Origin of the sequence: Blattabacterium cuenoti STAT (genome assembly GCF_003573915.1) — a bacterium.
Taxonomy (GTDB): Bacteria; Bacteroidota; Bacteroidia; order Flavobacteriales; family Blattabacteriaceae; genus Blattabacterium; species Blattabacterium cuenoti_A.
Genome location: NZ_AP014608.1, coordinates 573,818 through 588,667 on the forward strand (window position 1 = coordinate 573,818; position 14,850 = coordinate 588,667).

Below are 14,850 nucleotides of genomic sequence, written 5' to 3' on the forward strand. Positions count from 1 at the left end.
TATTTGCAATTGTAAATGTAAAAGAAAAAAAAGAAAAAATTTTGAAAATTTATTCATTGATTAATGAATTTTCTTCTCTTGATCCATGTGTATTTACGCTTGGAATTTTTGATGGAGTTCATATAGGTCATCAAAAAATTATTAAAAATCTAATTCTTAGATCTAGAAAAAAATATTGTTCTGTTTTGCTCACCTTCCATCCACATCCAAAAGAAATATTAAATACTAATAAAAAATTTTTTTATTTAAATACTCTTTCTGAAAGAATATATAACTTAAAAAAAACAGGAATAGAACACTTGATAGTTCATCCTTTTACTACTAATTTTTCAAAATTAAGAACAAAAGATTTTTTAAAAAAAATTTTACATCCTAAATCTAAAATTAGAAAAATCATTACTGGATATGATTCCATTATTGGAAAAAATAGAGACTCTTCTTACGAAGAATTAAAAAAAATATCTCATAAATATGGAATAAAAGTTTATAAAGTAAATCCTTATAAATTTCAAAAAAAAATAGTAAGTTCTACTCATATACGTGAGTCTCTTTTATTAGGAAATATACAATGGGCGAACCGAGCTTTGGGATATTTTTATACATTATCCGGAAATGTTATAGAAGGAAAAGGAATAGGTAAAATGATTAATTTTCCCACTGCAAATTTACAAATAGATTCTAAAAAACTGATTCCTAAACAAGGGGTTTATGCTGTAAAAATTAATTATTTAAATAACATGTATTTGGGAATGTTAAATATAGGAATAAACCCTACTCTAGAAAAAGAAAATAGAAAAATAAAAATAGAAGTGCATATATTCGATTTTTTCGAAAATATATATGGAAAAAAAATAGATATTTTAATGATTCGTATAATACGTGAAGAAAAAAAATTTAATTCAATACAAGAATTAAAAAAACAGATATGCATGGACAAAATAAATATACAGAAATTTTTTTCTTGTGAAAAAAAAATTAGATAAAATTATTAACTCTATATTAAAAAATTTAAATTATAAAACTGTTTTTATATCAAAAGATTCTAATATTATAGAATATATTAAGAATAAATATAGTTCAAAATTTAGTACCGAAGTTAAATTTTTTACAATAGAGGAATTTTTTGAAATTATTTCTGGACTAAAAATTTTAGACTATCATTCAATATTACTTTATTTTTTTTCTATTTTAAAAAAGGATGATTTTTCTATAGAGGAAAAATCCTACGATTTTTTTGATTGGGGACCTAAAATATTAAATAATTTTCAGAATATGGATTTTAATATGGTCAATGTTGAAGATTTTTTTTCTTCTGTTATTTCTACAGAAAGGATAAATAAGTGGACTCTTGAATTTTTTCCCCAAAAAAAAACTTTTTTTTGGGAAAAAATTCAAGAGTCCTATTATACTTTACAATCTCAACTTTTAAAAAAAGGATTCTCTTATCATGGAATGCTTTTCAAAAAAGCTATCTCTTGTTTAGATTCTTTTTTATCTAAAAATTTAGATACAAAAATTGTATTATTTCTTGTTCAAAATATTGCATTTTTAAATCAATGTGAAAAAATTTTTACCAAAAAAATTATTCAAACAGGATTAGTATACGATTTATGTGCAAAAAATATTTCAATTTTTACTTTAAATTCTTTAAATGAAAAAAATATTTCGAATTCAAAAATACCTTTACAAAATGAAAATTTAAAAATAATTGGTGTTTCAAAAGAAATAGAACAAGTGAAAATTGTAAAGAACATTATATGCAAATTGATAAAAGAAAATCAAAAACCTAATAAAATACTCATAATTCCCGGAGACCAAAATTTGACTATGCCATTGGCATATTCTATAAAAAAATTAGGAATTGGTATATTTTTTAATATAGATTTTCCATTGAATAATATTCCTATTTATTATACTTTTTATTCTATATTCCAACTATTATTAAAAAAAAATAAATTCAAAAAATTTATTAAAAAAGATGTAATCAAAGTTTTATCTAATGGATATATACAAAAATTTTTTTTAAAAAAAAATCTAATTTTAAAAAAGCTAAATATAGAAAATGATTCGGATTTTGTTTTCGACAATACAATAAAAAAATATTTATATAGAAATGACTTGTCGATTATTTTTGAAATCAAAACTAATGATATCAAAATGATTCTTGCAAGTCTTATTAGTTTTATTAGAAAATTTAAAAATTTTTTTTTAAAAAATAGAAAAAAACATTTTTTAGAATTAAATTTTATTTCTAAACTAGAATTTTATATACAAAAATTAAAGATTATAGTTAGAAAAACTAAAAATTTATCTTTAAAGATAAATGATATTTTTAATATATATGAACAATTTTCTCATACAAAAAATATACGATATATACATAAAAATAGAAGAGGATTGTATATTACAGGCTTTACAGATATTTTTTTAGAAAATTTTGATGTTGTGATTATTACTTCTTTTAATGAGGGAGTGATTCCTAGAAATTATAATGATAAAGATTCTTGTTTTATTCCCTTTGAAAAAGAAAAAAAATTACAGAATAATTTTAACGAAAATTTTTATTTTCATCATTTAACGAGAATTGTTCAATTTTCAAAAAAAACATATTTAATATATAAAGATCAACCAGACGAGATTAATTCTGGAGAAAGAAGTCGCTTTATTCATAGAATAGAAATAAATTCCAAAATTCCGATAGAAAAAATAAAAAAACCATTTTTTCCTATAAATTCAAAAAGACTTCCTATTGTAATTAATAAAACTAAATCTATAATTCAATGTTTACATAAACTAATCAATAAAGGATTATCCCCTTCTTCTATTCATTTATATAATTATAATCCTCTTTTATTTTATTATAAGAAAATTCTTAATTTAAAGGATCCAGAAAAAATATCTCACAAAAAAAAAATAGGAAAAATTATTCATAAAATATTAAAAATTTTATATGATCCCATAAAAGAAAATTTGATAACTATTGATTCTATTCATAAAATGAAAAAAAATTATGAATCTATCATAAAAAAAGTTTTTTTAGAAAAAAAAGAAATCATTGAAGGAAATAACATGTTTTTTTATTGTATTATAAAAAATTATGTAAAAAATTTTATTTCATGGGATGAAAAATTTATTAGACATGGACATAAAATTTTTATAAGAGAAATAGAAAAAAAAGCATATGCAATATTAAACATAGGATCAAAAAAAATAAAATTACACGGAATTATAGATCGTATAGATGAATACGATGGAAAGATTCGTATTCTTGATTATAAAATTGGATATTCAAGAATTAAAAAAATCAATATTTCTTTAAAAAATATTGAAAATATTTTTTATGATAAAAATTATGTAAATACCATGCAATTATTAATTTATGTTTATTTATGGTTTCAATCTTCTATCTTTAAAAAAAAGAGTAAAAACAAATCTCCTATCATAGGAATTATTTCTCCAGAAATGAATGGAAATATATTACAAATTCCTATTATAAATATTTTTCCTATTCAAAAAATAGATATTACATATGAAGATTATAAAATAAACGTTCTACCATTTCTTAAAAAAAGAATTTTTGATCTTCTAGATCCTAATATTCCAATTATAGAAAAAATTTATTGATGAATAATATATTTTTTTATATAATCTCCTACCTCTTCAGTAGTAGAGGATAACTTTGAATCGATAATATCTGGTGTACAGATTTCTTTTTCAATAGAATCTTTTACAGCTTCTTCTAAAAGATTTTTTTCCCTATACATACCAAAATATTCTAACATCATAGAACCTGAAAGAATACAACCCAAGGGGTTTGCAATATTTTTTCCTTCTGCTTGAGGATAAGATCCATGTATAGGTTCAAACATAGATTTATCATCTCCTATAGATGCCGAAGGAAGCAAACCTAAAGAACTTGTTAAAACACTTGATTCTTCCGAAAGAATATCTCCAAACATATTATCCGTTAATATGATATCAAATTTTTTAGGATTCATAATAATTTGCATAGATGCATTATCTATATATAAAAAATCTAAATCAATACTTGGATAATCTAATGAAATTTTTTTAATAACTTCTCTCCATAATCTAGATGTTTCTAATACATTAGCTTTATCCACTAATGTTACTTTTTTTTTACGAAAAAGAGCAGCTTTAAAAGCTTTTTCTCCAATTTTTTCAATTTCTTTTTTAGAATAAATACAATGATCATAAGCTTTATCTCCATTTTTATAACGACCTTTTTCTCCAAAATAAACGCCTCCCGTTAATTCACGATATATAATAAAATCAACATTATTTAATAATTCCTTCTTTATAGGAGATTTATCTAGTTTAGGAAAGATGGATATAGGACGAATGTTACAATATAAATTCATTTTTTTTCTTAGTTTTAATAATCCATCTTCAGGTCTCATTCCCTTTGGATTATGATCATATTTAGGATCTCCTATACAACCAAATAAAACAGCATCTGCTTTTAAACAATGATTTATGGTTTCTTCTGGCATAGGATCTCCAAATTTTTCTATAGCTTTAGATCCAGCTAATAAATTTTTATAATGAAATTTATGCCCATATTTTTTGGCTATAGAATTTAATACTTTTATGGTTTGTTTGATCACTTCAGGACCTATACCATCTCCTTCTATTATAGAAATACTTTTTATCATATTAAAAAAAATTTCCTATTTTTTTCAAAATTTTTTACATCATCTTTAATAGAAATTAAAAAATCTATATCATCAGATCCATTAATAAAACAATTTTTTTTATATGGATGGATATAGAATTTTTCTAATTCTCCTGTTTTTAGGTTTATTACCTTTTGATTAATTAAATCAACTTTTATCCTGGTTTTAGGATCGTTTTCAACTGTATAAAATAATTTTTTTAAAAAACATTCGGGTACTTCTACAGTTAGTAATCCATTGTTTAATGCGTTTTCTTTAAAAATATCAGCAAAAAAACTAGATATGATTACCCTAAATCCATAATCAAAAATAGCCCATACAGCATGTTCACGACTAGACCCACAACCAAAATTTTTTCCTGATAAAAGAATTTTTCCATGAAAATTAGAATTATTTAATATAAATTTTTTATTTAAGGATCCATCTTTTTGATGACGCCAATCCATAAAAATATTTTTTACACATTCTTCACGTCTAATCTCTTTTAAAAAACGAGAAGGTATAATTTGATCCGTATCTACATCTTCTATAGGTAATGGAATAGCCTGACTAATTAGCATCGTAAATTTTTTCATGAATATATTTATTAATATCTACAATTTTACCTTTAATAGCTATAATAGCTGCAGTTAAGGGACTAACAAGTAAAGTACGAGATCCCGTCCCTTGTCTTCCTTCAAAATTCCTATTAGATGTAGAAACGCAATATTCTCCTGAAGGAATTTTATCTTCATTCATTCCTAAACAAGCAGAACATCCTGGTTGACGAAAATCAAATCCAGAGTCTTTAAAAATCTTATCTAATCCTTCTTTTTCAGCTTGTTTAACAACTTGATTTGATCCAGGAACAATCATTACTTGTACATGATCCGCTTTTTTTTTTCCTTTTATTATAGATGCTACTAATCTTAAATCTTCTATTCTAGAATTAGTACAACTCCCTATAAAAATGTAATTTATCATTTTTCCTATCAAAGATTCACCTATTGATAACCCCATATAATATATAGATTTATGATCTATATTTATTTTAGGAATTTTCTCATATATCTTAATTGCCGTTCCAGGGTTTGTTCCATATGTTATCATAGGTTCAATATCTTCAGCATCTAATACATATTCTTGATCAAATACTGTATTATTATCGGTTTTTAAAGTTTTCCAATATTCTATGATTTTTTTTTTTTTTATTTTTTCCAATGTTTGGAACATCTTTCTTTTTCTTACATAATCAAAAGTAATTTTATCTGGAGCGATTAATCCACCTTTTGCTCCCATTTCAATACTCATATTACAAATTGTCATTCTTCCTTCCATACTCATTTTTTTAATAGTGGTACCTGTATATTCTATAAAAAAACCAACTCCAGCATTCACTCCTAATTTTGATATGATATACAAAATTGCATCTTTTGGAGTTACTCCTTTTTTTAAATATCCATTTAATTGAATTTTCATTTGTTTAGGTTTAGATAACAATAAACATTGACTAGCCATAACCATGGTAATTTGACTGGTTCCAATTCCAAATGCTATGCTGCCAAAAGCACCATGAGTAGAAGTATGACTATCTCCACAAACTATGGTCATTCCAGGTAAAGTATAACCTAATTCAGGACCAATTACATGAACTATTCCATTATTTTTATTTCCTAATCCATATAATTTGATTCCATATTTATTGCAATTATCTGTTAATAAGTTAATTTGTCTTCTAGATAAAGAATCCGAAATAGGCAAATGTTGATTAATTGTAGGAACGTTATGATCCACTGTTGCTATGATTTGATTAGGGTTAAAAATAGATAAATTTCTTTTTTTTAACTCTGAAAATGCTTGTGAACTAGTTACTTCATGTATATAATGTCTATCTACATAAAGAACATATATTTCATTTTCTAGTTTTTTAATAATATGTTCTTCCCAAATTTTATCAAATAATGATTTTGCCATCGTTATAGAACGTTAATTATTCTATTATTTTTCGTGTTATGATTTTTATTCAAAATTTTATTATTATTTATTTCATTACTGTTTAAATTAGCTTTTTCTAATATTGCTTTTAATTCCATATCAGTAATTTCTTTATTTTCATCTGCATACTTTATAAAAATGGAATAAACTAAATCCAAAAAATTTTTTTTCAAGAAGAATCCCAATTTTTTATATCGATAATCTAAAGCGGCTCTTCCACTTCTAGCTGTAAGGATTATTGATGATTGATCTATTCCAATATCTTTTGGATTAATACTCTCATAAGTTTCTCTTTTTTTTATGATTCCATCTTGATGGATTCCAGAAGAATGAGAAAAAGCATTAATTCCTACTATAGCTTTATTGAATTGTACTTTCATTCCCGTACATTTTGATACCAAATGACTTGCAGAAGAAATCAATTTTGTATTAATTTTAGTAAATAAATTTAAATGGGGTTTTTGTTTAATAATCATAACAATTTCTTCTAGAGAAGTATTTCCTGCTCTTTCTCCAATTCCATTAATTGTACATTCTACTTGTTTCGCTCCATTCGTAATGCCAGCTAATGAATTAGCTGTAGCTAGTCCTAAATCATTATGACAATGAGTTGATAATATAATTTTATGAATTCCTTTTACATTTTCTTTTAAAAAACGTATTTTATATCCATATTCTTCTGGTAAACAATATCCTGTAGTATCAGGAACATTAATAACTGTTGCTCCATATTTGATTACATTTTCACAAATTTTTGCTAAAAATTCATTTTCTGTACGTCCTGCATCTTCTGCATAAAACTCTACATCTTCTACATATTTTTTTGCATGTTTCACAGCATAAATCGCTCTTTCTATAATTTTTTCCGGAGTGCTATTAAATTTATAGCGAATATGATAATAAGAAGTTCCTATTCCAGTATGAATTCTCGGAAATTTAGCATATTTTAATGCTAACCCTGCAATTTCTATATCTTTTTCTACGGCCCTAGATAAGGCGCAAATTATTGTATTTGAAACTGATTTACAAATTTTTTGAACAGATTGATAGTCTCCTGGACTTGAAATAGGAAAACCAGCTTCAATCACATCTACTCCTAAATATTCTAACTTTTTAGCAATTTTTACTTTATCTTTAGTGTTCAATTTACACCCTGGAACCTGTTCTCCATCTCGCAAAGTCGTATCAAAAATATGTATTCTATTTTTTTCCATATTATTGGATAATTTTCATCAAAACTATTTTTTTTCAAAAAAAAATAGAAATAATTTATTGTAATATTTACAATACCTAATTAATAAAATTAATTTATATATTTCTATTAATCAAGTTAAATATCATTATAAAATTACAATGTCTAATTCTAAATCAGATCATCTTTTTTTATTAATTCAAACTTTATCAAAATCTGAAAAAAGAAATTTTATACTTTATTCAAATCGAATAAAAAAAAATAAACATACTAAGTTTATGAAATTATTCGAAATCATGAGAAAAATGAATTTTTATGACGAAAAAAAAATATTAAAAAATGTTCCCATTAAAAAAGAGCAATTATCTAATGTGAAAGCCCATTTATACAATCAAATATTGATTAGTCTAAAAAAAATACAAAATACTGTAGAAAACTATGATATAAAAATTCGCGAATATTTAGATTTTTCTAAAATTTTATATAATAAAGGTTTATATATACAAAGTTTAAAATTATTAAAAAAAGCAAAAATAATTGCTAAATCATACGAATCTAATACCATTCTTTTAGAATTAATAGAATTTGAAAAAATGATAGAATCTCAACATATAACTAGAAGTCTTTATTCTAAAAATGTAGAATTATCCGAAGAATCAAAAGAATTAATTGAAAGAATTCAATGTAACAATACGTTATCTAGTCTATCTTTAGAATTGTATGGTTTATATTTAAAAGTAGGATATGTTAGAAATGAAAAAGATAAAATATTTATAGAAACATATTTTCGAACAAATCTTCCAAAAATTGATATTAAAAAACTTAGTTTTTATGAAAAATTATTTTTATATCAATCTCAAGTTTGGTATCATTATATCCGACAAGATTTTATTATGTGTTATAGATCATCTTATAAATGGATTGAATTATTTCAAAATTATAAAAATGCAAAAAAAATGGCTCCTGTAAGCTATTTAAAAGGATATCATTATTTATTAGATTCTTTATTTTATTTGAATTATTACTCAAAATTTATTCATGTCTTTCAACAATTCGAAAAAGAAATCCAAAATGGAGAAATATTGATAAATGAAAATACTAAAATGTTAATTTTTATGTATACATACACTAACCGTATCAATAAACATTATATGGAAGGAAGTTTTTCGGAAGGAGTCAAAAAAGTAATTCCATTATTATTTATAGAACTTAATAAAATATCTAACCGTATAGATTCTCATTATATTATGATTCTTTATTATAAAATTTCTTGTTTATATTTTGGAAGTGGAGATAATGAAAATACTATCCGGTATTTATCCAAAATTATGGAAAATAAAAAAAAAAATTTACGACAAGATCTACAATGTTTTTCTAGACTTTTATATTTAATTGCGTGTTACGAAAGTGGATTAGATGAAAATATGGATCGAAAAATTCGATCTACATATAAATTTTTTATCCAAATGGATGATTGGTATGTTGTACAAAAAAAAATTATTCATTTTTTTAAAAACTTGGGAAATGTTTATCCACATCAAATTAAAAATCATTTTAAAAAATTAAAAGATCAATTAATAAAATATTATGACCATCCTTATGAAAAAAGGATTTTTCTGTATTTAGATATTATTTCTTGGATAAATTCAAAAATAGAAAATAAACCTGTAGAATTAATTATAAAAGAAAAATTTATCAAAAGTAATAAAAAATAATTTAAAAAATTAATTCAATAAAAATATAACTCTAAAAATAAGAATCATAAAATATGAAAAAATAAAATGAATGAAAGCTTTTAATAAAAAAGATAAATGTGAAACACCGTAACAATCGATAATTGAATAAAAAAAAACAAAAATACTGAAAAATAATTTCATTGTACTACATAACATATAAACATATGGAGAAATATATTTGTTTTTTTGTTTTATAAATAAATAGGACATGAAAAATAAACTATTTATAGGAAATAAAAAAATATATATTTTTAATATAAAAGGTAAATATATTTTAAAAAAAATTGTATTGTAAATAATGTGAACTAAACTAAAAAAAAAAGTAAATAAATTGTACATTGCGATTTTTTTTATCATAATCAAATAATTTAAAATTACTATTATTTTTTTATGCAAAATATTATTGATGAACTCTCATGGAGAGGTTTAATTAAAAATAAAGTTCCTGGTGTAGAAAATCAATTGAAAAAACCTACTACCATGTATATAGGTTTTGATCCTACATCTGATTCTTTACACGTAGGAAGTCTTTTACCTATTATTATGTTAATTCATTTTCAAAAAAAAGGACATAAATCTTTAGCATTAATTGGGGGATCTACAGGATTTATAGGAGATCCTTCAGAAAAAAAAGATCGAAGAATCTTTTTGAGTAAAAAAAATTTGGAAAAAAATTCGGAATCTATAAAAAATCAAATATTAAGACTTTTAAAAGTTTATTCAAAAAAAATAGAATTGTTAAATAATTTTGATTGGATTAAAAATATTCCTTTTATCGATTTTATTCGTGAAATAGGAAAATATATTACTGTAAATCAAATGATATCTAAAGATTCTGTAAAAAAAAGAATTCATAATAAGAAAAACGGGATATCTTTTACTGAATTTTCTTATTCTCTTATACAAGGATATGATTTTTTGTATTTAAACCAAGTCAAAAATTGCCAACTGCAAGTTGGGGGGTCTGACCAATGGGGAAATATCACAACAGGGATAGAATTAATTCGAAAAAAAACAGGAAAAAAAGTATATGGATTTACTTTTCCTTTAATTACTCAATCTAATGGAATTAAATTTGGAAAAAGTGAGAAAGGAGAAAATATATGGCTAGACGAAAAAAAAACATCTCCATATAAATTTTATCAATTTTGGATGAATCTTTCTGATTTTGAAATCGAAAAGTATATTAAAATATATACTTTTTTATCTAAAGAAAAAATTGAAAATTTGATTTTTGAACATAAAAAACATCCAAATAGAAGATTCTTGCAAAGAAAACTAGCTAATGAAATTACTGAATGGGTTCATGGAAATGAAATTTCCAAAAAAATGATAGAAATTACGAGTATTTTATTTGGAAAAAAAAATAAACCCCTTCAATTATTAAATGAGAAAACTTTTATTTCTATATATAATCATATTCCACATATGTTTATATCTTATGAAAATTTTGAAAAAGGAATTTTTTTATTAGATCTCTTAAAAAAAAGTGGTTTTTTTTCTTCTAAAAGTAAAGCGAATCGTGCTTTAAAAGAAAATTCAATTCATTTAAATCAAATTCTTGTAAAAGAAAATATTTTGATTAAAAAAGAAAACATAATAGGAAAAAAATATATTTTATTTCAATTTGGAAAAAAAGAATTTTTTATTATAAAAATTGAATAACTTTAATACCATCAATATCCAAAATTTTTTAATTTTTTATAATCATATCTCCAGTTTTTACAAACTTCTACATCCAATGTCAATTGGATTTTTTTCTTAAAAAAAGATTCTATACTATTTATAGAAAAAAGTTTTAATTTTTTAATAGCATTTCCTTTTTTTCCTATTAATATTCCCTTTTGAGAAGGTCTTTCTACATATATATATGATAATATATATATAAAAGTATTTTTAACTTTAAAAAATTTTGTCTGTATTTCTACAGAATAAGGAATTTCTTTTTTATAGAAAAAAAATATTTTTTCTCTTATAATTTCATTAACAAAAAAACGTTCAGATCTATTACTTAGATAATTTTTTTTAGGATAAAAAGGTGGATGTTCAGATAATAAAGATATTATTTTATTCATTAATAGATCTTGATTCATTTTTTTTAATGCAGATATCGGTAATATTTCTGAATTAGGAAATAATTTATGCCAATAGTTTATTGTATAATATAATGTATCTTTTTTATATTGTATTCCAATTTTATCAATTTTATTAATCAATATAATAATAGGAACATTTTTTTTTTAATGTGATTAAATAATGAAACATTTTCAAATTTTCCTATTTCTGTAGTAAATAGAATAATATCTGCATCTTCCAATGATTTTTTCACATATTCCATCATAATTTTTTGCATGGGATAAATAGGATCAATAATACCCGGAGTATCCGAAAATATAATCTGAAAATCAGATCTATTTACGATTCCTAATATTCTATGACGAGTAGTTTGTGGTTTTTTTGTGATAATAGAAAGTTTTTCTCCTACAAGAGAATTCATTAAGGTAGATTTTCCTACATTAGGAAATCCTATAATATTAACAAAACCGGATTTATGAATCATTTATTGAAGTGATTTTTTTAAATATTTATATTTTCAATTTTTTCTGACTGTCGAAATACAATTCCTTTTTCTTTGAAAAAATCTATTAGAATTTTATGATTTTTTTTAATTTTTCCTTTTATGATTTCTTTAGAAAGATAATTCAAAATATCATGTTGAATCACTCTTTTTAAAGGTCTTGCTCCAAAATGAGGATCATATCCTTTTTCGGATAAATATTCTATAGCTTCATTAGTCGATTCTATTAATATATTTTTTTTATCATGTAGTAATTTTCCTAATTTTTTCATTTGAAGTTTAACAATATCTTTTATCTCTTTTCTAGAAAGAGGATTAAACAAAATGATTTCATCTATACGATTAATAAATTCAGGTCTTACTACATTTTTCAATAAATTTATTAAATCTTTTTTTGTTTCTTCCATTCTATTTCTACTAGAAGAAAATTCTTTATCCAATTTTTTCTGAATGATATTTGCTCCTATATTGGAAGTCATAATAATAATAGTATTTGTAAAATTAACCGTTCTTCCTTTATTATCCGTTAGTCTTCCATCATCCAAAATTTGTAAAAGTATGTTAAAAACATCTGAATGAGCTTTTTCTATTTCGTCTAACAAAATAACACTATAAGGACGTCTTCGTATAGCTTCTGTTAATTGTCCACTTTCATCATAACCTATATATCCAGGAGGAGCTCCTATGAATCGACTTACAGAATGACGTTCTTGATATTCGCTCATATCTATACGAACCATATTATTTTCATCATCAAATAAATATTCTGCTAAAGTTTTAGCTAGTTCTGTTTTTCCTACTCCTGTACAACCCATAAAAAGAAAAGATCCTATAGGTTTTTTTTCATCTTGTAATCCTGCTCTAGAACGTCGTATAGAATCTGCTATAGATTGAATAGCATTATCTTGTCCTATCACTCTTTTGTGTAATTCTTTTTCCAAGAATAATAATTTTTCTTTCTCGCTTTGCAACATTTTAGTAACAGGAATTCCTGTCCATTTAGATACGATTTGAGCTATATCTTCTCTATAAACTTCTTCTTGTATCATTTTATTCCCCTTATATTCTTGTTTTTTTAATTCATTTTCTAATATTTTAACTTTATTTTCTTTTTCTTTGATTTTACCATATCTTAGTTCTGCTACTTTTCCATAATCTCCTGATCTTTCAGCCTGTTCTGCTTCAAATTTATAATTTTCTATTTTATCTTTCGCTTTTTGAATTTCTTCAACTAAATCTTTTTCATTTTGCCACTGAGTTTGCAGTTTTGTTTTCTCTTTATTTAATTTATATAATTCTTTTTTTAAAGGAATTAATTGTTTTTCATCATTTTCTCTTTTTAAAGCTTCTACTTGTATTTCCATATGCATGATTTTTCTATACAGAATATCTAATTTTTCTGGTTTTGAATTTATCTCCATTCTTAATTTAGAAGCAGCCTCATCTATAAGATCAATAGCTTTATCTGGTAGAAAACGTTCATTAATATAACGTTTAGACAATTCTACAGCAGATATAATAGATTCATCTTTTATTCTTACTTTATGATGACTTTCGTATTTTTCTTTAATTCCACGTAATATAGATATTGCATCATCAATAGAAGGTTCATCTACATATACTTGTTGGAATCTTCTTTCTAAAGCTTTATCTATTCTGAAATATTTTTGATATTCATTTAAAGTTGTAGCTCCTATAGCTCTAAGTTCTCCTCTAGCTAATGCAGGTTTTAAAATATTGGCGGCATCTATAGCCCCTTCGCCTCCTCCTGCACCAATTAAAGTATGAATTTCATCAATAAATAAAATAATTTCTCCATCTGAAAATATTACTTCTTTGACTACGGCCTTCAGTCTTTCTTCAAATTCTCCTTTGTATTTAGCTCCTGCAATTATAGAAGCCATATCTAAAGAAAATATTTGTTTATTTTTTAAATTATCTGGAATATCTTCACTAATAATACGATGAGCTAATCCTTCAGCAATCGCTGTTTTTCCTACTCCTGCTTCTCCTATCAATATAGGATTGTTCTTTGTTCTTCTAGATAATATTTGCAAAACTCTACGGATTTCTTCATCACGTCCAATAACAGGATCTAATTTACCTCTGTAAGCCCATTCATTAAGATTTTTTGCATATTTATCCAAAGCATTATAAATATTCTCTGCTGTAGAAGAGATGATTTTTCCGTTTTTTTTTCTCATATATTCAATAATTTCTTTTATTTTTTTTTTCGTGATTCCTTCATCTTTTAGTAATTTCGAAGTAAAATCAAAACTCATAAAAATTCCATAAAAAATATGCTCTATAGAAATAAATTTATCTTTTAATGTATGAGCGTAATTTTCTGCAATATTCAACATTTTTGTTACATATAAACTAAAATGTAAAGTCAAAGGTCCACTAATAATTTTTGGATAATGAGAAATCATACGGTCTAATCCAATAGTTATTGATTGAAAATTTATTTTTAATTTTTTGAAAAAAAAAGGAATTATATTTTTTTCAATTTCTAACATTGATTTTAAAATATGTGCATTTTCAACAGTTTGTTGACTATTTTTTAACGTTAAATACTGTGCTTTTTGTATTACTTCTTGTGATTTAATCGTAAACTTATTATAATCCATGTAAAAATGAAATTTATATTTTTATAATATAAAAAAAATTTAT

Annotated in this window: 9 protein-coding genes and 1 pseudogene; 4 read left to right on the plus strand and 6 right to left on the minus strand. The window is 23.4% G+C overall.

The window, feature by feature from the left end; translation table 11 throughout:
• Positions 1-41: 41 nt before the first annotated feature.
• Both STAT_RS02800 and STAT_RS02805 read left to right on the plus strand, forming a co-directional pair.
• Positions 42-983 (plus strand): bifunctional riboflavin kinase/FAD synthetase, encoded by a 942-nt coding sequence (locus STAT_RS02800; protein WP_119305743.1) that lies wholly within the window; start codon positions 42-44, stop codon positions 981-983.
• The gene (locus tag STAT_RS02805) at positions 964-3,624 is read left to right on the plus strand and encodes a PD-(D/E)XK nuclease family protein (RefSeq protein ID WP_119305745.1); all 2,661 of its coding nucleotides are present in this window, start codon (positions 964-966) and stop codon (positions 3,622-3,624) included. Before STAT_RS02800 ends, STAT_RS02805 begins: the two co-directional genes overlap by 20 nt.
• On the opposite strand, the gene leuB is transcribed toward STAT_RS02805, so the two are convergent.
• From leuB to STAT_RS02825, 4 genes are read right to left on the minus strand one after another with little or no spacing between them, the layout of a single operon-like run.
• Positions 3,618-4,676: a 3-isopropylmalate dehydrogenase gene (gene leuB / locus STAT_RS02810; protein WP_119305746.1), complete on the minus strand. Its 1,059-nt coding sequence runs from the start codon at positions 4,674-4,676 to the stop codon at positions 3,618-3,620. The two genes, STAT_RS02805 and leuB, sit on opposite strands and share 7 nt — an antisense overlap.
• Positions 4,673-5,272, minus strand: a complete 600-nt coding sequence (gene leuD, locus STAT_RS02815; protein ID WP_172548540.1) for a 3-isopropylmalate dehydratase small subunit — start codon at positions 5,270-5,272, stop codon at positions 4,673-4,675. The genes leuB and leuD overlap by 4 nt, the downstream gene beginning before the upstream one ends.
• Positions 5,247-6,650: a 3-isopropylmalate dehydratase large subunit gene (leuC, locus tag STAT_RS02820; protein ID WP_119305750.1), complete on the minus strand. Its 1,404-nt coding sequence runs from the start codon at positions 6,648-6,650 to the stop codon at positions 5,247-5,249. The genes leuD and leuC overlap by 26 nt, the downstream gene beginning before the upstream one ends.
• Positions 6,651-6,652: 2 nt before the next feature.
• Positions 6,653-7,885 carry a 2-isopropylmalate synthase gene (locus STAT_RS02825; RefSeq protein ID WP_119305752.1) on the minus strand — a complete coding sequence of 411 codons (1,233 nt, stop codon included), beginning with the start codon at positions 7,883-7,885 and terminating at the stop codon, positions 6,653-6,655.
• A gap of 139 nt (positions 7,886-8,024) precedes the next feature.
• Between STAT_RS02825 and STAT_RS02830 the strand changes: the two genes are divergently transcribed.
• Together STAT_RS02830 and tyrS are read left to right on the plus strand one after the other, a co-directional pair.
• Positions 8,025-9,578 (plus strand): hypothetical protein, encoded by a 1,554-nt coding sequence (locus STAT_RS02830; RefSeq protein WP_119305754.1) that lies wholly within the window; start codon positions 8,025-8,027, stop codon positions 9,576-9,578.
• Positions 9,579-9,989: 411 nt separating this feature from the next.
• Positions 9,990-11,264 carry a tyrosine--tRNA ligase gene (gene tyrS, locus STAT_RS02840; RefSeq protein WP_119305756.1) on the plus strand — a complete coding sequence of 425 codons (1,275 nt, stop codon included), beginning with the start codon at positions 9,990-9,992 and terminating at the stop codon, positions 11,262-11,264.
• 11 nt (positions 11,265-11,275) lie between these two features.
• Here the strand turns inward: tyrS and era are convergent.
• Positions 11,276-12,159, minus strand: a pseudogene (gene era / locus STAT_RS02845) (GTPase Era).
• A gap of 17 nt (positions 12,160-12,176) precedes the next feature.
• Positions 12,177-14,807 (minus strand): ATP-dependent Clp protease ATP-binding subunit, encoded by a 2,631-nt coding sequence (locus STAT_RS02850; RefSeq protein WP_119305758.1) that lies wholly within the window; start codon positions 14,805-14,807, stop codon positions 12,177-12,179.
• Between the last annotated feature and the right edge of the window lie 43 nt (positions 14,808-14,850).